The 20,947-nt window shown below is 70.2% G+C and carries 18 protein-coding genes; 13 read left to right on the top strand and 5 right to left on the bottom strand.

The window, feature by feature from the left end:
* Window positions 1–4: 4 nt before the first annotated feature.
* Together D7Y21_RS13250 and D7Y21_RS42660 are read left to right on the top strand one after the other, a co-directional pair.
* The gene (locus D7Y21_RS13250; protein WP_121713510.1) at window positions 5–538 is read left to right on the top strand and encodes a latent transforming growth factor beta-binding protein; all 534 of its coding nucleotides are present in this window, start codon (window positions 5–7) and stop codon (window positions 536–538) included.
* 52 nt (window positions 539–590) lie between these two features.
* Window positions 591–2,417 (top strand): queuosine precursor transporter, encoded by a 1,827-nt coding sequence (locus D7Y21_RS42660; RefSeq protein ID WP_233612082.1) that lies wholly within the window; start codon window positions 591–593, stop codon window positions 2,415–2,417.
* A 49-nt stretch (window positions 2,418–2,466) separates the two neighbouring features.
* On the opposite strand, the gene D7Y21_RS13235 is transcribed toward D7Y21_RS42660, so the two are convergent.
* Window positions 2,467–5,076, bottom strand: coding sequence for a U32 family peptidase (locus D7Y21_RS13235; RefSeq protein WP_121713509.1), 2,610 nt, complete (start codon window positions 5,074–5,076; stop codon window positions 2,467–2,469).
* A 208-nt stretch (window positions 5,077–5,284) separates the two neighbouring features.
* On the opposite strand from D7Y21_RS13235, the gene grxC reads away from it, so the two are divergent.
* The 4 genes from grxC to D7Y21_RS13215 all read left to right on the top strand — a co-directional run bounded on the left by grxC (window position 5,285) and on the right by D7Y21_RS13215 (window position 11,467).
* Complete coding sequence (grxC, locus tag D7Y21_RS13230) at window positions 5,285–5,563, top strand: glutaredoxin 3 (protein ID WP_120560965.1); 279 nt, start codon at window positions 5,285–5,287, stop codon at window positions 5,561–5,563.
* A 307-nt stretch (window positions 5,564–5,870) separates the two neighbouring features.
* Window positions 5,871–7,544: a nitrous oxide reductase family maturation protein NosD gene (locus D7Y21_RS13225; protein WP_121713507.1), complete on the top strand. Its 1,674-nt coding sequence runs from the start codon at window positions 5,871–5,873 to the stop codon at window positions 7,542–7,544.
* A gap of 106 nt (window positions 7,545–7,650) precedes the next feature.
* Window positions 7,651–9,555, top strand: a complete 1,905-nt coding sequence (locus D7Y21_RS13220) for a PAS domain S-box protein (protein WP_120561691.1) — start codon at window positions 7,651–7,653, stop codon at window positions 9,553–9,555.
* Window positions 9,545–11,467 (top strand): GAF domain-containing sensor histidine kinase, encoded by a 1,923-nt coding sequence (locus D7Y21_RS13215; RefSeq protein ID WP_120560967.1) that lies wholly within the window; start codon window positions 9,545–9,547, stop codon window positions 11,465–11,467. Before D7Y21_RS13220 ends, D7Y21_RS13215 begins: the two co-directional genes overlap by 11 nt.
* 1 nt (window position 11,468) lies before the next feature.
* On the opposite strand, the gene D7Y21_RS13210 is transcribed toward D7Y21_RS13215, so the two are convergent.
* Window positions 11,469–12,329 carry a general secretion pathway protein GspE gene (locus D7Y21_RS13210; RefSeq protein WP_121713505.1) on the bottom strand — a complete coding sequence of 287 codons (861 nt, stop codon included), beginning with the start codon at window positions 12,327–12,329 and terminating at the stop codon, window positions 11,469–11,471.
* A gap of 314 nt (window positions 12,330–12,643) precedes the next feature.
* Here D7Y21_RS13210 and D7Y21_RS13205 point away from each other — a divergent pair, with 314 nt between their 5' ends.
* The 4 genes from D7Y21_RS13205 (at window position 12,644) to D7Y21_RS13190 (ending at window position 15,392) form a co-directional block, all read left to right on the top strand.
* On the top strand, window positions 12,644–13,381 hold the full coding sequence (locus D7Y21_RS13205; RefSeq protein ID WP_120560969.1) for a MotA/TolQ/ExbB proton channel family protein: 738 nt from the start codon (window positions 12,644–12,646) through the stop codon (window positions 13,379–13,381).
* 157 nt (window positions 13,382–13,538) lie between these two features.
* Window positions 13,539–14,027, top strand: a complete 489-nt coding sequence (locus tag D7Y21_RS13200; protein ID WP_120560970.1) for a biopolymer transporter ExbD — start codon at window positions 13,539–13,541, stop codon at window positions 14,025–14,027.
* A gap of 18 nt (window positions 14,028–14,045) precedes the next feature.
* Window positions 14,046–14,624 carry a biopolymer transporter ExbD gene (locus D7Y21_RS13195; protein ID WP_120560971.1) on the top strand — a complete coding sequence of 193 codons (579 nt, stop codon included), beginning with the start codon at window positions 14,046–14,048 and terminating at the stop codon, window positions 14,622–14,624.
* A gap of 108 nt (window positions 14,625–14,732) precedes the next feature.
* The gene (locus tag D7Y21_RS13190; protein WP_121713503.1) at window positions 14,733–15,392 is read left to right on the top strand and encodes an HAD family hydrolase; all 660 of its coding nucleotides are present in this window, start codon (window positions 14,733–14,735) and stop codon (window positions 15,390–15,392) included.
* A 76-nt stretch (window positions 15,393–15,468) separates the two neighbouring features.
* On the opposite strand, the gene D7Y21_RS13185 is transcribed toward D7Y21_RS13190, so the two are convergent.
* A complete protein-coding gene (locus tag D7Y21_RS13185; RefSeq protein ID WP_120560973.1) occupies window positions 15,469–16,602 on the bottom strand; it encodes an acyl-CoA desaturase in 1,134 nt (377 codons plus the stop codon).
* A 355-nt stretch (window positions 16,603–16,957) separates the two neighbouring features.
* Between D7Y21_RS13185 and D7Y21_RS13180 the strand changes: the two genes are divergently transcribed.
* Window positions 16,958–17,164: a cold-shock protein gene (locus D7Y21_RS13180; RefSeq protein WP_120547587.1), complete on the top strand. Its 207-nt coding sequence runs from the start codon at window positions 16,958–16,960 to the stop codon at window positions 17,162–17,164.
* Window positions 17,165–17,256: 92 nt separating this feature from the next.
* The gene (locus tag D7Y21_RS13175) at window positions 17,257–17,448 is read left to right on the top strand and encodes a hypothetical protein (RefSeq protein ID WP_120560974.1); all 192 of its coding nucleotides are present in this window, start codon (window positions 17,257–17,259) and stop codon (window positions 17,446–17,448) included.
* A 121-nt stretch (window positions 17,449–17,569) separates the two neighbouring features.
* Here the strand turns inward: D7Y21_RS13175 and D7Y21_RS13170 are convergent, their stop codons facing one another.
* Window positions 17,570–17,791 (bottom strand): hypothetical protein, encoded by a 222-nt coding sequence (locus D7Y21_RS13170; protein ID WP_120560975.1) that lies wholly within the window; start codon window positions 17,789–17,791, stop codon window positions 17,570–17,572.
* A gap of 211 nt (window positions 17,792–18,002) precedes the next feature.
* Here D7Y21_RS13170 and D7Y21_RS13165 point away from each other — a divergent pair, with 211 nt between their 5' ends.
* A complete protein-coding gene (locus D7Y21_RS13165) occupies window positions 18,003–20,414 on the top strand; it encodes an ATP-binding protein (protein WP_370038541.1) in 2,412 nt (803 codons plus the stop codon).
* Window positions 20,415–20,421: 7 nt separating this feature from the next.
* On the opposite strand, the gene D7Y21_RS13160 is transcribed toward D7Y21_RS13165, so the two are convergent.
* On the bottom strand, window positions 20,422–20,947 hold a 526-nt coding region (locus D7Y21_RS13160; RefSeq protein WP_147469266.1), incomplete at its 5' end, for a YqaA family protein.

Genomic DNA, 20,947 nt, shown 5'->3' with positions numbered 1-20,947 from the left:
GCCCATGCGCTTCCCGCTCTCGTTCCTGCTGCTGGTCCTGCTCGTGGGCCCGGGGTGTCCGCTCGACATCCAGGTGCGTGAGGAGTTGGACGCCGGCTGTCTGGGAGACGTCTGCGTGCGCTCCTGCGCCGCGGACCGGGAGTGTCCCGAGGACCAGCGCTGCTCCGACGTCCACAGGGAATGCGAAGCGGGCCCCCGCCTCACAGAGCCCTGCTCCGAGCCCCTGGCCTGTTCGACGTTCGCGTACTGCGTGAAGGGACGCTGTACACGCGATTGCGACCCGGGCTGCCCCACGGGCTACCAATGCTCACCGGCTCCGGAGTCCCTGTGTGTCGAGACCTGCGAGGGCCTGTCCCCCGAGCACCTGGGCGACTTCTGCGAGAGCTCCATGGACTGCGCCCGCTGCGGCTTCTGCGCGGACCTGGGACGTGGGAAGACTTGTCACCAACCCTGCCGGTCGGATGCGGAGTGTCCCGGGGGACAGGCAGGCACGTGCGTGCAGCTCCCCGGCTCCACCCTCCGCGTGTGCCAGCAGTGAGGGCGCCCCGGGGTTTGATCGCGCGGATCCCGCTTCCTAGACTGCGCGCGCGATGACGGGCGAACTGCTGGCCGGCCGCTACCAGTTGGAGCAGGAGTTGGGGCGGGGCGGGATGGCGACGGTCTTCCTCGCCCTCGACCTCCGGCTGTCCCGCCGCGTGGCCGTGAAGGTGCTGCACCCGGGCCTGGACGCCCGCTTCACCGAGCGCTTCCGCCAGGAGGCGGAGGTGGTGGCCTCGCTCCAGCACCCCAATGTCCTGGCGGTGCATGACTTTGGCGAGGACGCCGTGCGCGGCCCGTTCCTCGTCTGTGAATGGGTGCAAGGTGAGAACCTGCGCGAACTGGCGCGGCGCCTGGCTCCCGTGCCGCCGGAGGCCGTCGCGCTGCTGGGCTGGGAGCTGGCCCGGGCGCTGGACGCGGCGCATGCGCGCGGTGTGGTGCACCGGGACGTGAAGCCGGAGAACGTGCTCGTGGCGCGTGGGGGGCCGCTGAAGCTCGCGGATTTCGGCATCGCCGCGCTGGCGGACCAGGCCCGGCTGACGAGCACTGGCGCCGTCATCGGCTCGCTGGCGTACATGGCGCCGGAGCGTATCGATACCGGGGCGTGGTCCCCGGCGTCGGACGTCTACGCGGTGGGTGTGGTGTTGTTCGAGCTGTGCACCGGTTCGACGCCACATGCAGGGGAGGGCAGTGCCCGGCTGGCGGTCTCGGTGATGACCCGCGATGCGCCGCCATTGGTGGAGGCCGCGCCGGGCACGCCCGCGCCCCTGTCGGCGCTGGTCGCGCGGTGTCTTGCCCGGGATGCGCGTGACAGGCCCGTGGGGGGTGGGGCGCTGGCGCAGGAGCTGGAGGCGGTGCTGCGGTCGTGGGTCGGGGCTCCCGCCGAAGCGTCACGTGCCTTCTTCCAGGCACCGGAGTCCTCAGTGGCCCGCTGGCGCGAGGAGCGGTTCCAGCGGCTGTTGGGCGAAGGACGTGCGCTGCTCGCCGCGGGGCAGGGCGCCCAGGCTGCACGGTGTCTCAACGCCGCGTTGACGCTCCGGCCCGGGGCCCCCGAGGTGCTGGCGCTCCTTCGCTCGTGTCCCATGAAGAAGGGCTTCGTCCGGCGAGCGTGGGATGCGCTCCCGCGCTCGTGGGCGGAACACAGGCGGGGGTTCCTGACGGGCGTGGTGCTCGCGGGGCTGTTCATCACCTCGCTGGTGGTGGGCGACATCATCGGGGTGAAGCTGTTCGAGGTGCACCTGGGCCCGGTGGTGGCGGTGATGTCGGTGGGGATGTTGCCGTTCCCGGTGACGTTCCTGCTGACGGACATCCTCAACGAGTTCTACGGCAAGAGGGTCGCGCGGTTCGTGACGTGGGTGGGCTTCGTGATGGCCATCTTCACGTTCGTGATTGTCGCGCTGGCGGGCCTGATTCCGTGGGCGCCGATGACGGAGGCGAAGGACTACAGCGGGACGGTGGCGGCGTCGTTCAACAACGTCTTCGGCGGCTCGCAGCGCATCCTGGCGGCGTCGATGGTGGCGTACCTGGTGGCCCAGTTCCTGGACATCTCGGTGTTCAACCTGCTCAAGCGGGTGACGAACAACCGGATGCTGTGGCTACGAGCCACGGGCTCCACGGTGGTGTCTCAGCTCATCGACACGGTGGTGGTGCAGTTCGTCGCCTGGACAGGCGTGCTGCCTCGGGAGGTCATCTTCCGGATCATCTTCACCTCGTACGCGGTGAAGCTGCTGGTGGCCATTGGCCTGACGCCGCTCGTCTACCTGGGGCACGCGCTGGTGGAGCGCAAGCTGGGCATCGCTCCGGTGGTGCTGGGCGAGGACGGTGAGCCGGTGAACCTCGTGTCGCCCAAGGCCGATCCCCCGTCCGCGGCCGCGGCCTGAACGAACAGAGGGGCAGGGCTCGAAGCAGGAGCCCTGCGCACACCGTGTCTCAGCGCGCGTTCGCGGCCGGGTGCTTGAGCACCTGCATCGTGCCGCGAGTCACGCCGAACTGCTCGTGCACCGCCGCGCGCTTCACCGCCTCCGCGGGCGACAGCCGGCCCGCGAGCAGCTCCTGATACGCGCCCAGCACCCGCGTGGCCTCCTCGCGAGTCTCGCGCACGAACTCCACGCGGAAGCGCCGCACGCCGCGCTCCAGCAGCCGGGGCACCAGCGACGCCGCGCTCTGCGCCTGCGCGTTGAACACCGTGTTGCGGCACCCCACGTCCACGATGACCGGGTGCTCCAATCCCAGCCGGTCCTTCAGCGCGATGGCGTGCTTCTCACACGGCCGCCCGCAGGCTTTGAAGTCGCGCCCGTTGGACAGCGTGTGTGAATACACGCAGTGCTCCGTGTGGAACGTCGCGATGTGGTGGTGCAGCGCCACCGCGAACCGGTGCGCCGGCGCCTGCTCCAGCAGCGCGAAGAGCTGCTCCGAATCCAGGTCGTGCGACACCGTCAGCGTGTCCAGTCCCAGGCTCAGCAGGTGCGCCGCCGTCAGCGAGTTCGTGACGTTCAGCGAGAAGTCCCCGTGCAGCACCGGTCGCGAAGCCCCCGCCGGCTGCTCCAGGAAGTGCATCATCGCGCCCCAGTGGCGCACCAGCACCGCGTCCGGCCGCAGCCGATCCAGGCGCGTGTCGTAGCCCTCCTCGCCCGGCTTCTGCACGCGCACCGTGGCGATGGTGACGCGCAGCCCCGCCGCGCGCGCCCGCTCCACCGCCTTCTGGAGCCCCACCATCTCCATCCAGTCCAGCTCCACCTCACGCAGGCCCGCGGCGATGACCGCCTCCAGCTGCGCGTCGTTCCGGCACAGCGGCAGCAACCGGGGCGCCTCTTCCGCCGGCCGCGACGCCACCTTCGCAAGCAAGGCCTGACGCACGCCGGCCTCCACCGCCTCCGTGTTCACCGTCCGCGAGGGGCCGCGCTCCACGTCCGCCGTCAGCTCCGAAACCAACTGCCGCCGCAGCGCCTTCAGCTCCGACACCGGCAGGTGCAGCCCCGGCGCCAGGCCAGACGCATCCAGCTCCGCCAGATGGAACGACGTCCCGCCCAGCGCGGCCAGCTTGTCCTTCAGCAGCGCCGCGTCCACGCCCGCGCCCCTCGACGGCGCGAGCACCGTCGTGCCCGTCGCCTCGCGCGTGAACAGCGCGGTGCTCATCCGCACGCGCAGCGGCGTGCCCTCCGCGCCGGACACCACCAGTGACAGCGGGATGCGGCCCTCGGGCTCACCCTCCGCGAGCAGGTCTCCCGTGCGCCGCGCGAGCGCCGGATCGCTGTTCAGCCACACGTGCTGCCCCGGCGCCACGCGGCCCAGGTCCGGGCCCGGATGGCCGAAGCCCAGCACCCACGCGTCGCCCTCGCGCTCCACGCGGAAGATGGGGCCGCCCGGCTCGTGCTTGTCCTCCGGCGCGCCCGCGTCGAACACCACGCCCATGCCCGGACGCGGATCCACATCCGCGGGGTCGGGCTCGCCCGTGAGCGGCGCGGACACCGAGCCCGCAGGGGCCTCGGGCCGCTCGTCGCCCAGGCCCAGCGCGCCCGTCCATGGCCGGTCGTCCGGCACCACGAGCACGTCCTTGCCGGACACCGCATGCACCCGGCCCAGGTACAGCCCGCGGTGCTTCGGGAAGCGCCCCTCCACCAGCGTCTGGTGGTCGGAGCCCGCCAGGAACCCGTGGGAGAACCCCCGGCTGTACGACAGCGACATCTCCGCCAGGTCCTTCGCCAGCCGCGCGCCGTCGGGCTTGCCCGCCAGCACGCCGTCCAGCCAGCGGCGGTAGCCCTGCACCGTGCTGGAGACGTATGCCGGCCCCTTGAGCCGGCCTTCAATCTTCAGGCTGTGCACGCCGATGTCCGCCAGCTCCGGCACCGCGCGCACGCCCGCCAGGTCCTTGGGGCTGAGCAGGTACTTCACCTCGCCCAGGTCGCGCGTCTCGCCGTCCACCACCAGGTCGTATGGCAGCCGGCACGACTGCGCGCACTGGCCCCGGTTCGCGGACCGGCCGCCCCATGCTTCGCTCGTGAGGCACTGGCCGCTCCACGACATGCAGAGCGCGCCGTGGATGAAGACCTCCAGCTCGATGTCCGTCTGCGACGCCAGTCGGCGGATCTCCGCCACCGACAGCTCGCGCGGCACCACCATGCGCGTGAAGCCCAGGCCCGTGGCGAACCGCGCCCCTTCCGCGCTGGACAGCGTCATCTGCGTGGACGCGTGCAGCTCCAGCTGGGGACAGATGGCTCGCGCGAGCAGCGCCACCGCCGGGTCCTGCACGATGAGCGCGTCCACGCCTGCCTTCGCCACGCCGCGCAGCAGGTGCTCCACCACCGGCAGCTCCGGCTCGAACACCAGCGTGTTCAGCGTCACGTAGGCGCGCGCACCGGCCCTGTGGATGAGCCCCACCGTCTCAGGCAGCCGCTCGAGCGAGAAGTTCTCCGCGCGGGCTCGCGCGTTGAAGCCTTCATCGAGCCCGAAGTACACGGCGTCCGCGCCACTGGCGAGGGCGGCACGCAACGACTCCAGGTCACCAGCGGGGGCGAGGATTTCGGGGCGTCGGGGAGACATGACTCCTACCTAGCACGCCCGTTCCCGCCGCTCCCTTCCTGCGACCTGTCCACCTCCACACTGAACGGGCACCCGTTTGAGGGAAGGGATGCCATCCCATGCGAGGCACGGGGATGTTGCTCAAGGGGGCCGGGCAGGGGAGCGAGCGCACTCGCGCCGGGTTGCGGGCCGCCGGATGCGTCCCCACCCTTCGACGCAGGAGGTCGTGATGCTCGAGGTCGTCGTCTACATGAAGCGCACCTGCCCCTATTCGCGGCAGGCCATGGACCTGCTTATCGAGAAGGGCTGCGAGTTCCAGAAGGTGGATGTCGCCGCGGATGAGCGGCGGCACGAGGAGATGATGCGGCGCTGCGGTCGTCAGACGGTGCCGCAGATCTTCATCGCGGGCCGTCACGTCGGTGGCTGCGATGACCTGTACGACCTGGAGGCGCGCGGGGAACTGGATGCGCTCCTCGGCCGGAAGGACCAGGACTCCACCGCTCCCTGAAGCCGCATCCACCGTCGAGTTCGGGCCGTGTGCCTCCTGCCGGGAGGACACGGCCCACGTGTTTCCAGGGCACGGGCCTCCCGGTGGGAGCCTTGATGCCCGTCCTGCGCGCGGCGCCCACCCTCCGGCACATCCGCGGGCCGCTGTCGCCAGGCCCAACCGCGCGGATTCACACTCCTGCCCGGCTGCCCTGCGACCGGGCGGCGGCGAAGTCCACGGCTGACGCGGAATGCGCGGCACGCATGTTCCCGTTGCCCGCCGACCCCGCGAGCGCATCCCGCGCCGTGAACCCTCACGAGGAGTCCACATGCGCTTCCGCCAGACCCTGACGACCATCGTCTGCGCCACCGGGATGCTCGCTGGCACCGTCGGCTGTACCGGCAAGGTCGAGCCCGCGCCCGCGACAGCCACACCTCCGGGCACGTCCGGTCCACCCATCGTCACTCCGCCAGGACGGCCCCAGACACCGGCTGACGCGGGCACGTCCCCTGACGAGGACGGAGGCGTCGCCACGGACGGCGGCACCACGCCCACGGATCCGCCCACGGATCCGGTGGATCCACCGCCCACGGAGGAGCCCGAACCGCCGCCGCCCGCCGAGCCGCAGTACACGCGCGTGCTCTGGGTGTCCCCCAGCGGCAATGACTCCGCGTCCGGAACGGAAGAACTGCCCCTGCGCACGGTGGCGCGAGCCCTGTCCCTGGTGAAGCCCGGTGAGGCGGTGTTCCTCAAATCCGGCACGTGGCGCGAGCACGTGGAGCTGAAGGAGCGGCAGGGCACGGCGGACAAGCCGCTGACGCTGAGGGCCGCGCCGGGCGCCACGGCCATCCTCAAGGGCGGCTCCATTGGCGAGACGTCGCTGGTGGACGTGAGCGGCGCGTACTGGAACATCCAGGGGCTCACGGTGGACGTGGGCGGCGAGTCCACCTTCGCGGTGATGTGGCGCGGCGCGGGCGCGCACCACGGCGTGCTCCGCGACAGCATCGTGAAGAACGGCACGGAGGGCGCGGGCGTCTACGTGACGGAGAAGGCGCACGACGTCCTCATCGAGGACAACGACATCTCCCACTTCGACCAGGGCGACGTGGACAGCCACGGCGTCGCGGTGCAGACCTCCGCCAGCAACGTCACCGTGCGCGGCAATGACATCCACCACAACTCCGGCGACGGCGTGCAGTGCCTGGGGCCGGAGGGCGGCGCCACCAACCCGGGCACGCCGTTCGACAACCTGCTCGTGGAGGACAACCGGCTCCATGACAACCGGGAGAACGGCGCGGACATCAAGACGTGCACCCACGTCACGCTGCGCGGCAACACCATCTACAACCACCGCGCCGTGTCCTCCTCCGCGGGCGAGGGCGTCATCGTCCACATGTCTCCGTCCGACGTCACGCTGGAGGACAACGTCTTCTACGCCAACGCGCGCGCCATCCAGATTGGCGGCAACCGCGAGGGCGCGCCCCCCACGCGCGTCATCCTGCGCCGCAACCTCATCCATGACGGCCTGGGTGAAGCGGACGGCGAGGAGGGCACCGGCATCCGCGTGGACGCGTCCGTGGACGTGAAGGTGCAGCACAACACCGTGTGGAACCTGAGCGGCGCGTGCCTCATCTTCGGCACGGGCTCCAACGGCGCGAGCCAGGGCCTGGACGTGCGCAACAACCTCTTCGCCGGCTGTGGCATCGCCGCGCGCGGCGGCTCGGGCCGGAGCGGCGCGGTGGTGGACGGCAACCTGTACTACCGGAGTAGCGGCGCGGCGGTATTCAACCTGGAGGGTGCCACCATGGGCCTGGCGGACTGGCGCACGAAGGCTGGCCTGGACAAGCGCTCCCAGGAGCGCGCGCCTGGCTTCGTGGACACGGGCGCGGACGACTACCAGTTGTCCGCACAGTCCCCCGCGCGCGAGGCGGGCCTGTCCCTGGGGCTGCCCTACTGCGGAGCGGCGCCGGACCAGGGCGCCTTCGAGTCAGGCTGCCCCTGACCCCGGGGGTTGTGTAGACTCCGGGGCCCTTCGCTCCGGAGTCCTGCGCCCCGTGTCGGCCCCGTCGGAACCCGCCTTCGGCATCGTCCTGGTCCCCCCAGGGTCGGTGGCTCGAGAACCCCTGAACGACGCCGCCGAGCGCGCGGGCCTGCGCGTGGTGGACGACCCGGACGACGCGGCCCTGGCGCTGGTGGACCTCACCGCCCCCGGCTGCGGCCCCGCGGTGGTGGAGCTGCTCACGTCCCTCAACGGGCCGCACCTCACGCTGCTCGCGGTGGTGTCCCCGGATTCGCGCGGCTTCGCCGCCGTGGACACGCTGCGCCCCGCGGACATCGTCACCCACCAGGGGCTGTCGCACGAACTCACCTGGCGCCTGCAGCGCGCCGCGGAGCGCCACCGCGAGCGTGAAGAGCAGGCCCGCAGCCAGACGGACCTGGCGCTGCTCCTGGAGCTCACCGCTGACTACGCGGAGAGCTCCGACGTGGAAGCGCTCCTGCACGGCGTGACGCGGCGTCTGGCGGAGCAGCTGGACATCGCGCGCGCCACGCTGGTGATGGTGGGCGGCGGCGTGGACGAGGGCGTCATCGTCGCCGCCAGCGACGACCCGGGCATGAAGGACCTGCGCATCGACCTGGCGCGCTACCCGGAAATCCGCGAGGTGGTGCGCACCGGCAAGCCCGTCGTGATGCAGGAGGCCGCCACGCACCCGCTGCTGGGCGACCTGGAGCGCCGGGCCGTGGCCGCGCGAGGCATCCACGCCATCGCCGCGCTGCCCCTGCCCATCCGCGGTCAGGTGCGCGGCGTGCTGCTGTTGCGAGCGGCCGGGCGGAGGCGGGCCTTCAGCTCGCGCGAAATCGACTTCCTCACCACGGTGGCCCACGCGACGGCGGTGGCGCTCCGGAGCGCGTCGGTGCTCCAGTCCGTGCAGACGGCACGGCTGGCGGCGGAGGAGAAGGCCGCGTCCTTCAAGCCCTACCAGCTCTTCTTCGCCCACGTGAGCGAGGGCGTGGCCATCCTCGATGACGAGGCCGCCGTGCTGTCGCTCAACCCCGCGGGCGCGCAGATGCTGGACACCACCGCCGGCGAGGCCCGGGGCAAGCACCTGAATCAAATCACCCAGCCGGTGGACGACGGCGTGCTGATGGAGCTGGTGACGTCCGCGTCGCGCGGCGAGGCGCGCATGGGCGTGGACGTGGTGGTGCGCACGCCCGCGGGCCGCTGCCTCACGCTGTCCATGTCCGCGGCGCCGCTGCGTGACGAGGACGCGGCCACCATCCTGTCCTTCCGCGACGTGACGCACGCGCGCAAGCTGGAGGACGAGCTGCGCAACACGAAGGACTTCCTGGAGCGGCTCATCGACTCGTCGGTGGACGCCATCATCGCGGCCGACTTGAAGGGGCGCATCATCCTCTTCAACAAGGGCGCGGAGGCCATGTGCGGCTACACCGCGCAGGAGGCCCAGGAGAAGCTCAACGCGCTCCAGCTCTACCCGCCCGGCATCGCCCAGCGCATCATGGCCCAGCTGCGCGGCCCGGACATGGGCGGCAAGGGCCGGCTGTCGCTCACGCGCCAGGAGCTGATGCACCGCTCCGGGGAGCGCGTGCCCGTGAACATGACGGCCTCCATCGTCTACGAGGGTGGCCGCGAGTCCTTCTCCGTGGGCATCTTCACGGACCTCCGCGACCGGGTGCAGCTGGAGCGCAAGCTGTACGACGTGGAGACGCGGCTGGAGGAGAGCGAGAAGAACGCCGTCATCGTCGCGCTCGCCGGCACCGCGGCCCACGAGCTCAACCAGCCCCTCACCTCCGTGATGGGCTACGCGGAGCTGCTCAAGCGCAAGCTCAAGGAGGAGGACTTCGCCTACAGGCCGGTGGACATCATCTACCGCGAGGCGGAGCGCATGGCGGAGATCGTCCGCAAGATCGGGAAGATCACCCGCTTCGAGACGAAGTCGTACGTAGGGGCGCAGCAGATCCTCGACCTCGACAAGGCCAGCTCCCATGAAGAGTGAGGTCCGCGCCGTGCGCCCGTCCGGAAATCTGGCCCCCGACGCCTTCCAGGCCTTCTTCGACGCGCTGGACGAGCCCGCCGCCGTCTGCGACGTGTCCCTGCGCATCGCGGCCGTGAACCCGGCCATGCGCCGCTTCTGCGCCACGCACGACATCAGCGTGGACATGGTGGCCGAAGCCCTGGCGAACGCCGTGGCCCCGGAGGACGGGCAGTTCCACGAAATCGACCTCGTGCTCCAGAGTGGCACCTCGCTGGTGCTCACCCTGTCGCGCCGCTCGGACACCGTGGCGGTGCGCGCCCGCGTGGACACGGAGGTCATCAGCGGCCGGCTGGTGGTGGCGGAGCGGGCCCTCCTGGAGCAGGCGCGCACGGAGGGCGTGCTCCTGGACCTGGGCCGCAGCGTGGCGGAGGCCGGCGGCGAAGAGGAGCTGGTGGCCGCGGTGGCGCGCGGCGTGAAGGAGCTCTTCCCCAGCCGCGCCTTCTGCATCCGCATCGTGGATGCGCGCACCGGTGGCCTCACGTCGCTCTACGCGGAAGGTCGCCTCAAGGAAGGCGCGCATGAGCCGCTGGTGCTCTTTCAGCGCTCGGTGGAGAAGACCAACCTCACGCAGACCGCGCTGCCCCAGGGGCGGGTGACCATCTCCGAAGAGGTGCCGCTGCTCTTCCACGGCAGCACCCGCGCGGTGAGCGCCCCGCTGGTCGCGAGCGGCCAGCTCTTCGGCGCCATCAACATGGAGTACCCGGAGGGCCTGGACGCGGACCCCGCGCACGACGAGCGCGTGCTGCTCCAACTGGCCAGCCAGGTCGCTGTCGCGGTGAAGAACGCGAAGCTCATCGACGAGCTGACGTTCGTGCGCAAGTACCTGGAGGAGCTGCTGGAGAAGGCCAACGCGCTCATCCTGGTGGTGAACCGGGACAAGCAGGTGGTGGTCTTCAACCAGGCGCTGAGCGCGCTCACCGGCCTCACCAAGGAGCAGGTGCTGGGGCGGGACTTGTCCTCGCTGGTGGCGGACAGCGAACAGCTGCGGCTGGTGCCCGTGCTGGCGGCGGCCATGCGCGGCGAGTCCGTGAACAACTTCGAGACGCGCCTGCTCACCCGCGACGGCGGCGAGGTGCGCGTGTCCTTCGCCACCTCCTCCATGCTCACCCAGCCGGGCGAGGTCGAGGGCGTCATCGCCATTGGCCAGGACGTCACGGTGGTGAAGGAGCTGGAGAAGCGCATCATCCACGCGGAGAAGCTGGCCTCCATCGGGCAGCTCGCGGCCAGCGTGGTGCATGAAATCAACAACCCGATGACGGCGGTGGCCACCTACGCGGACGCGCTCCTGCAGCGCTCGCGGATGACGCCGGGCGCGAACCCCGCGGACCAGGAGAAGCTGAAGAAGATTCTGGAGAGCAGCCACCGCATCCTGCGCTTCACCCGCGATCTGGTGAGCTACGCGCGGCCCGCGCAGGACCGGCCGGAGCGCGTGTCGCTCAACGCCGTCGTGGACATGGCCGTGGGCTTCTGCGAGCACGTCGTGTCCCAGGCCCGCGTCAGCGTGCAGCGCGAATACGCGAGCGACGTGCCGCCCCTGGCCGCCGTGCGCGCCAACCTGGTGCAGGTGTTCGTCAACCTCATCACCAACGCCTGCCACGCCATGCCGCCCGGTGGACAGGTGTCCCTGTCCACGCTTCAGGAGGGCACGGAGGCGGTGGTGCGCGTGCGCGACACCGGCACCGGCATCGAGTCGCGCAACCTGTCGCGCATCTTCGAGCCCTTCTTCACCACCAAGCCGGAAGGGCGCGGCACCGGCCTGGGCCTGTCCATCTGCCAGGGCATCGTCGAGAACCACGGCGGACGTCTCACCGTGGAGAGCACGCTGGGGCAGGGCACCACCTTTACGGTGCGGCTGCCCCTGGCCGTGGACTGAGTCAGCCCTCGCCGCCCTCGTCGTCCAGCTCGCGCCGGAACTCCTCGTTCGTGAGCAGGCCCTTGCGCGCCATGATGCGCATCAGCGCCCAGAAGCGGCGCTCCAGCTCCTCCAGCCGGTCCGGCTCCTCGCGCGCCGCCTGGCCGAAGAGGTAGTCCAGGTCGTCCAGCACGCCGCCTCCGCTGGACGACGGCGCCTTGGCCTTGGCCTTGTCCACCGCGCCGCCGCGCTTGCGCTTCGCCTGCTCCTCGCGCTCGCGGATGAGGTCCGCCAGCGACGTGCGCTGCGTCTTCTCCGACGCGGGCAGCTCCTCGCCGACGATGACCTCCTCGTCGTCCTCCACCACGGCCGGCCACGAGGGCGCCGGAGCGGCCCTTGCAGGCGGACGCGCCGGAGCGGGGCGGGGGCCCGTGGCCACGGGGACCTTGTGGTAGTAGCGCAGGATGGCGCCGCGCACCGCGGACAGCGCCGTCACCCGGCCGCTGACCTTCAGTCCGCTGGTGAACTCAATCTCCTCGATGGCGGTGATGTTCAGCGGATCAGCCATCGCCACCACCAGCTGGCGCTTGCCGCCCACGTTCTCCAACGCGTACGGGAACAGGTCGTGCTGTTCGCAGAAACGTGCGCGCAGCAGGTGCACCGCCGCCCAGTCCGGGGTGATCGCCGCCAGGTCCACCTGCGGCATCCCCAGCGCCTCGCTGAGCGCCTGGGCCAGCGTGGCCTCCGTGATGGCGCCCTGCCCGATGAGCGTCACGCCCAACCGCTGCCGCGTCTGCCGCTGCGCCGCGAGCCCCGCCTCCAACTGCTCGGGGGTGATCGCGCCGCGTTCCACGAGCAGCTCACCAATGCGCTTCCTGGCCATGGTTTCCCCGCCTAACACGTCACCCGAAGGTGCCCAAATCGCTGGCACGCCTGTTGCGCAAGCCACGGAAAAGGGCCCGTCTTGTGCCCTGTGGAGCGACTTGGCAAGCCGCGCGCCAACGCAAAATTCCTGTGAGATTTCAGTAACTAACGCTGAGGGTGCCTGCCTTGACACGCCTGGGAGCGGTTCCTAGACTCGGCGCCACCGTGATCCAAAATTCCTGCCGCTGACCTGGGTGGATGTCCACCCGGCCGGTAGCAGTGCGGAGTGGTTCGCAAGCGCGTGCCGCGCCGTCCATCTGGAGGCTTTCCGTGATGAACCTGGGGTTCGTAGCCAATCTGTCCGTTCTCGCCAATGCCGGCGGAAGCAATGAGACCTTCCTGCAGGAGCTGGGGCGCCGCTGGGAGTCCGGTCAGGCCGGCATGTACCCCATCGCGGTCTGTCTGGTGATCGCGCTCTCCATCATCATCGAGCGCAGCATCGTCCTGTTCGGCAAGGCCTCCATCAACAAGGAAGGCTTCCTGCGCGGGCTGAAGAAGCACATCTACGCGGGCGACCTGGACAAGGCCATCAACTACGTGGCCGGCCAGAAGAACACGCCGCTGACCAACGTCGTCAAGGCCGGCCTGATGAACGTGCCGAAGGGCCAGGAAGAGGTCCAGGCGGCGCTCGACGAGGCCAGCCTGCGTGAGACGCCGAAGCTGGAGGCGCGCACGGGCTACCTGGCGATGCTCGGCAACGCGGCGATGCTCGCGGGCCTCCTGGGTACGGTGAACGGTCTCATCACCTGCTTCGAGGCGGTGGCGAACGTGAACCCGGCCGACAAGGCGACCATTCTGGCGAACGGCATCTCTGAAGCCATGAACTGCACGGGCTTCGGTCTGCTCACGGCCATCCCGGCGCTCGTCGCCTTCTCCGTGCTGATGGGCCGCACCCAGGGCATCATCAACGACATCAACGAGACCAGCGTCTCCGTGCTGAACCTCATCGTGGCCAACCGCGACAAGTTCAAGAACCTGAACATCCCGGCCTCCGCCCACGCCGAGGAGTAGTCCTCCTCCAATCGCGGTGGTCGTGGAACCGGCGGTACTGGCGCGCTGTCTGGATGCTCCGAGGCATGGAGAGCACCGGGAGGCGCGCCAGCCTTCGCAGTCTTCTTGAAACGTCGTTCGTGCGCGAAGAGCGCGGTAGGGTTGGGAGGTAGTCGCCATGGCCGGCGGAATGGACCTGGGCACCGGTGGAAAGGGTGGCAAGAAGCCGCTCGATACCGCCATCAACATGGTGCCCTTCATCGACCTGATGGCAGTGACCATCAGCTTCCTCATCATGACGGCGGTCTGGACCCAGATTGGCCGTCTCCAGGTGTCGCAGGCCGGCGGGGCCTCCACGGACGAGCAGCAGGAGGAGGAGAAGACCAAGACGGTCCAGCTCACCCTCCTGGTGTCGCCCACGGAGATGCGCCTCACCGCCGACCAGAGCGCCTTCGACCCCATTCCCCTCACCCGGGATGACAAGGGCCGGCCGGACCTGACCAAGCTGATTGCGCGCTTCAAGGAGTTGAAGGCGCAGCTGCCGGACCAGTCCGCCATCACCCTTCAGACCGAGGACATGGTCCGCTACGAAGACCTGGTCCGCATCATCGACGAGTGCATCGGCTCCGGGCTGCCCCAGGTGTCGGTCTCCGCGGCGATGGGCTAACAGGAGTCACCGAACGCCATGGGCATCAAGATTCCCGGTAAGCGGTACGGCAAGCGGCTGGAGCACTCCAAGGTCTTCGGCCACGGCGGTCACGGCAAGAAGAACGGCAACGCGGACCTGCTCATCACCCCGCTCGTCGACATGTTCGTCATCATCGTGCTCTTCCTCATCGCGAACTTCTCCGCGACGGGCGAGGTGCTGATGATGACCAAGGACATCGTCCTTCCCGAAGCGGTCAACGTGAAGGAAGTGGAGATGCACCCGGTGGTGATGGTGTCCAACGACCAGGTCAGCGTGTCGGGCACCATCGTGGGCCGGGTGGAGGACCTCACCAAGGACGAGTACCTCAACATCCCCGCGCTGGAAGAGAAGCTGCGGGACATGAAGAAGCAGTTCGAGGACCTGCACTCCATGGCCGGCGGTGGCGAAACCTTCAAGGGTGACGTGAACATCCAGGCCAACAAGGACGTCCAGTTCAAGGTCATCAAGCGGGTGATGTTCAGCTGCGCCACGGCCGGCTACAACAACATCAACTTCGCCGTCATCCAGGCCGGTGGCGCCGCGGCCGGTGAGAAGACCGCCGCCGCCACCCACTAGCTTCGCGGCGGATCCCGGCCGGTTCCGGGATCCGCGCTTTACAAAAGACGCCCTGACCCTGCATGGGTCGGGGCGTTCGCGTTTTTGAAAGAAAGGCTCTTTGCCGTCATGCGCCTGCGCGCCGTGCTCTTCGACCTGGATGGGACGCTGGTGGACTCGCTGGGGGACATCGCCACGGCGATGAACCACGCGCTCGGGCAGCACGGCCTGCCGCCGCACCCGGAGGCCGCCTACCTGCGCTTCGTGGGGGAGGGCGTGGCGAAGCTCGCGGAGCGGGCCACGGCCAGCGCGCCGGCCGCGCTCCAGGGGCAGGTGCTGGCCACCTACCACGCCTACTACGACGCCCACCTGTTCGACCGGACGTATGCGTACCCGGGCGTGGAGGCCGCGCTCGCGGAGCTGGCGGCGGACGGCGTGCGGCTGGGCGTGCTCAGCAACAAGTCCGACGACTTCGTGAAGCGGCTGGCGGCGCGGCTCCTGCCGGCGGTGCGCTTCACGGCCGTGTACGGCGAGCGGCCGGGCATCCCACGCAAGCCGGACCCCACCGCGGCGCTGGCCCTGGCGGTGGAGCTGGGCGTGGCGCCGGACGCGTGTGGCTTCGTGGGGGACACCTCCGTGGACATGGACACGGCGAAGGCCGCGGGCATGTACGGCGTGGGCGTCACCTGGGGCTTCCGCACGGCGGAGGAGCTGCACGCGCACGGGGCTCGCGCGGTGGTCTCCTCGGCCGGTGAGCTGCTGGCCGCGCTGCGGACCGCGGCCCCCTGAAAAGCGGAAGGGGCCGCCTCCTTCGCGTGAGCGTAAGGAGAACGGCCCCTGGGCTACCGCAAGGTGGCTTCGTGGCTCAGGCGGCCACGGCGAGCTTCGGCTTGGCCGCGTCCTCGACGGAGCCCACCGCGGGCGGACGGCTCAGCAGCTTGAGCATCCGGTAGTGCGACGCCACGGCGCTGCGGAAGGTCTTCGCCTCGATGTAGGGCAGGCCGTGCTCCTCGGCGGTGGCCTTCACGATTTCGCTCAGGGCCGGGTAGTGGATGCTGCACACCTTGGGGAACAGGTGGTGCTCCACCTGGAAGTTGAGGCCGCCCACGTACCAGCTCAGCAGGCGGTTCTTGCGGGCGAAGTTCGCGGTGGTGCGCAGCTGGTGCACCATCCACGCGTCCTCCACCTTGCCGTCCGTGTCCGGCACGGGGAACTCCGCGTCCTCCACCACGTGGGCCAGCTGGAAGACGATGCCCAGGATGAAGCCCGCCGTCATGTGCATGGCCAGCTGCCCCACCACGAACTGCCACCAGGTCACGTCCAGCACCAGCCACGGAATCACCAGCGTCCAGCCGTAGTACACGGCCTTCATCGACAGCAGGCGGGCCCACTCGGCCGGCGCGTGCTTCTTGTCCTTGTAGGGGCCCAGGTCCTTCTGGAAGAAGTACTTGTAGTCCTTGGCGAACACCCAGAAGACGGTGGTCAGCGAGTAGGCCGCGAACGCGTACAGGTGCTGGAAGCGGTGGTACGCCTTCCACTCGCTGTGCGGCGACAGCCGCAGCTGCGGGCTCACCGTCAGGTCCTCGTCCATGCCCTGGATGTTGGTGTAGGTGTGGTGGAGGACGTTGTGGGTGATGCGCCACATGTAGCTGTTCGCGCCAATCAGGTCGAACGCGAGGCCCACCACCGTGTTCGCCCGCGCGTCGTCGCTGTAGGAGCCGTGCACGCCGTCATGGCCGATGCAGAAGCCGATGCCCGCGATGGCCACGCCCATCAGCACCGCCAGCCCCAGCATGCCCCAGGCGTTGAAGTGGCCGCTGAGCAGCAGGCCGTAGACGCCCGCCGTGAAGCCCATGATGGACAGGGCCTTCACGTACATGGCCTTGTTGGCTCGCTGCGAGAGGTTCCGGGTCTCGAAGTACTCGGAGACGCGCCGCTTCAGGTCTTCCGCGAAGGAGGCATCGCGCTGGCCAAAGGTCACACGGGTCGGGTTTGTCACTGGGAGGGACGCCTCACGGGAGGGGACGGCAGGGTGGAGCGGTACGGCGGGCTCCACGATAGGACACGTCCAGGCGGAAGTGTTCGGGGGTAGAAACTATTCCAAAACACCGCCGGGCCCGAAACCTGTTACCCCTGGTTGCCTGGAGCGTCAGCCAGCGGGAAATGTACCGCCCCGAGAAGGCGTTTCACCCCGAGATCGAGGTTGTTACCTTCGTCGGCGTGAGGGAGACCGGGAGTGGTTCCCGGCTCGACTTCATGCCTGTTCAGGGTTAAGGCGCGGTCTTCGCCCCAAAATATGGGGGCGGGCAGTCCGGCGATTTCGCAGGGTTGCCAGTGGGACAAGGAAGCAGATCATGGCAAGTGGTACGGTGAAGTGGTTCAATGATGCGAAGGGCTTTGGTTTCATCACGCAGGACAGCGGTGGTCCGGACGTGTTCTGCCACCACACGGCCATCCAGTCGGACGGCTTCCGCACCCTGGCCGAGGGCCAGAAGGTGGAGTTCGAAGTGAAGAAGGGCCCCAAGGGGCTCCAGGCGGAGAACGTCCGCCCGGTCGGCTGAGCCTACCGGCTCGGCTGCTCTTCACGCATCCACGAGGTCCGGCCTTGACGGGGCCGGGCCTCTTTTTCGGCCAATGTTTTCCAGGAGGTTCCATGCAGGGAAGGTCCACGAAGCGGCAGAAGGAGATGGCGCGCGCGCAGAAGCAGCGCGAGAAGGACGCCAAGAAGGCCGGGCGCAAGACCGAGAAGGACCAGCGTCCGACTCGCGGGCCGGGCGAAGAAGATCCCGACATCGCCGGTATCATCCCGGGCCCGCAGCCGTTGCCCGACGCGTTCAACACCTGAGGCTGATGCAACGACACCGCCCCGGCCCATGAGGGCACCGGGGCGGCGGTGGGCAAGGGGCCGGTGGGCCCCTTTTTCATGTCCGCGCTCGTTCGGGCTCCCGAGCTCCGGAATCGCGTGACTAGCCCATGCCGTATCTCATCCGCTCCTTGTCCTCGGCGCGGTTGTAGGCGGTGGCCGCGGCGATGACGTGGCACACCCAGCCGAGGATGCCGCCCGTGCCCAACCAGAAGCCGGGGGTGATGATGAGCCAGAAGACCCCGCGCAGGATGTCACCGTTGTAGATCTGCCCCACGCCGGGGATGAAGAACGACAGCAGCGCAGCAAGACCGGGACGCGACATGGATTTCGTTCCTCCTTGCCCCTTCCTACGGTCCCCAGGTGTGTCCATTGCATCCCCTGCCGGACACCGCCTGCCTGCCGGGCGGGCCTGCTGGCGGATGGGGTGCAACGCACTGCGGTCCCCGCTAGCATGACGCATGTTCCTTCGGCCCTGGTGTCACGGCCTGGAAGGGACGGGGGGAGTCATCATCCAAGGTCGTCCTCAGGCCCGTGTGGCGGCGTTCCCGGTCCGGGGCCTCGTGGAGGTCCTCGCGTTGGCGGCGGTGTACCTGCTGGCCGCGCGGGTGGCGCTGTCGCTGGCCGCGGAGAAGAGCCACATCTGTCCCGTGTGGCTGCCGTCGGGCGTCGCGCTGGGCGGGCTCCTGCTGCTGGGCGTGTCTCGCTGGCCCGCGGTGGCGCTGGGCGCGGGCGCGGTGGCGTACGCCATGGACGTCACGCCGGGCGTGGGGCTGTCCGTCGTGCTGGGCTCCACGCTGGAGGCGGTGCTGCCGGCGCTGCTGTTCCGGCGGATGGAGGGCGCGCGGGAGCTGCACCGCGTGCGCGACGTCGCGTGGCTGGGCACGCTGGGGCTCGTGCTGGGCGGGGTGGTGCCCGCCGCGCAGTGGGGCCCTGCCGGCTGGCTGTGGTGGATGGCGGACCTGCTGGGCATGCTGCTGGTGACGCCGGTGCTGCTCCTGCGCAGGCCTCGGCGCATGGCGCGCTCGTGGGAGGCGCTGCTGCTCACTGCGCTGACGGTGGGGGTGTGCGTGGGCGTCTTCGCCTTCCCGCGGCCGGGCTCCGCCGCGGCGCACGCGATGACGTTCCTGCTCTTTCCGCTGATGGCCTGGGGGGCCCTGGGCTTCGGACTGCGGGGGGCGGCGCTGTCCTCGCTCTCCATCGCGCTGGCGGCCATCGCCGGCACGGCGCGGGAGCTGGGCCCGTTCTTCACGGTGGACCTGCCGCACCGGGGGCTGGTGGTGCTGCAGCTCTTCATCGGCATCACCGCGCTGACGGGCCTCTTGCTCGCGGCGGCGCGCGCGGAGCGCCGCCAGGCGGTGGAGCTGCTGGAGCTCCTGGCCACCACCGTGCGCGCGGTGCACGAAGGCGTGCTCATCTGCGAGGTGCGCGAGTCGGGCGGCCTTCACACCGTCTTCGTCAACGAGGCCCTGTGCTCGCTGGTGGGCCGGCGGCGCGAGGAGCTCGTCGGCGCGGCGCCCGGGGAGCTGCTGGCGTCCGCCGACGGTGGGGACCGGCAGCGGCTGCTGGAGGCGCTGCGCGAGGAGCGTTCGCTGCGCGCGGAGGTGGCGCTGACGCGGCCGGACGGCACGCGGGTGTGGAGCGAGATACAGCTGTCCCCGGTGCGCGCCAACGGCCAGGCCGTGACGCACTTCGTGGCGACCCACCGCGACGTCACCGCGACGAAGGAGCTGCAGGCACGGCTGGTGGCCGCCGAGCGCGTGGCGGCCGTGGGCACGCTGGCCGCGGGCGTGGGCCATGAAATCAACAACCCGCTGGCCTACCTGGCGCTGAACCTGGAGGCCGCGCGCAGGAGCCTCGCGGCGGAAGGGGCGCAGGCCCCGTCAGGCGTGCGCGACGCGCTCTCCAGCGTGCGCGGGGCCCAGGAGGGCGCGGAGCGCATCCGCCTCATCGTCCGGGACCTGCAGGTGTTCAGCCGCGAGGGCGCCCCGGAGCGCGCCCTGGTGGACCTGAACGCGCTGGTGCCGCCCGCGGTGCGCGTGGTGCTGCACGCCCTGCGCGCGCGCGCGCGGCTGGTGGAGGAGTTCGCGCCGGTGCCGCGCGTGCTGGGCAGCGAGGCGCGGTTGGGGCAGGTGCTGCTCAACCTGCTGGTGAACGCCCTGCAGGCCATCCCGGAAGGGGAGCCCGGCCGCCACGAGGTGCGCGTGCGCACCGGCACGGACGCGTCCGGCCACGCGCGCGTGGAGGTGGAGGACACGGGCGGCGGCATCCCGCCGGACGTGCTGCCGCGCATCTTCGACCCGTTCTTCACCACCAAGAACAGCGACGAGGGCACCGGCCTGGGGCTCGCCATCTGTCAGCAGATTGTCCGCGCGCACGGGGGCGACCTGCGCGTGCACAGCGTGCCGGGCCAGGGCGCCACCTTCACGCTGCTCCTGCCGCCCGCGCCCGTGCAGAGCGCGGGCAGCCCGGTGCCGCTGCACGCCGTGGCGCACGTCGCGGAGGAGCCGGAGACGGCGGCCTCCGGACGGCGCGGGCGGGTGCTCATCGTGGACGACGAGCCCCGGCTGGCGCAGTCCATGCGCCTGCTGCTGGAGCCCACCCACGAAGTCGTCACCGTCACGCGCGGCGAGGACGCGCTGGCGAGGGTGGCCGCGGGCGAGTCCTTCGACGTGGTGCTGTGCGACCTTCAGATGCCGGGCATGGACGGCATCGCGGTGTACCGGCGGCTCCATCAGGAGGCGCCCGCGCTGGCGTCGCGGATGGTGTTCATCTCCGGCGGAGCGTCATCGCCGGAGGCTCGCGCGTTCGTGGAGACGGTGGCCCACCGGGTGCTGGAGAAGCCCGTGCGCCCGGACGTGCTGATGTCCACGGTGGAGGAGGTGCTGGAGGGCGCCCCCCCGGAGGTGGCGGCGCGCGGCGCGGTGGGCGGCACGCGCCGCGGTTAGGTGCGCGTCAGACGCGCAGCCACTTGCGGGCGGTGGGGCCGAAGAAGCGCACCACGCTGCCCACCAGGAAGAAGCGCACCGAGCGGCCGATGACGGACGCCACCAGGAACTGCTCCAGCGGCACCGACACCAGGCCGCTGCCGATGGCGACGATCTTGAACGGCGTGGGCAGGATGGAGCACAGCAGCGCCAGCACCCAGAAGTTGCGCCCCAGCAGCTCGCCCACCGTGCCGGACACGCCGAAGCGGTCCACGCGCACGTCCAGGTCGATGTGCAGGAGCTGGGTGATGCCCTCGCCCACGAACGCCCCCAGCCCGTAGCCGATGAGGCCACCCACCAGGCTCGCCAGCGTGCCCAGCAGGCAGTAGCGCACCCACTTCTTCGGCTGGGCGAGCACCATGGGGACCAGCACCGCGAAGGGCGGGATGGGGAAGACGGAACCATCCACCACCGACACCGCCATCATCGTGGCGAGCGCGTGCGGGGTGGACGCGGCGGCCTCCACGCGCAGGTACATCCGGCGGTACCAGGAC

Origin of the sequence: Corallococcus sp. AB045, from assembly GCF_003668895.1 — a bacterium.
Taxonomy (GTDB): Bacteria; Myxococcota; Myxococcia; order Myxococcales; family Myxococcaceae; genus Corallococcus; species Corallococcus coralloides.
Note: the sequence above shows the minus strand (reverse complement) of the source record. Positions and strands in the feature narration are given on the sequence as shown.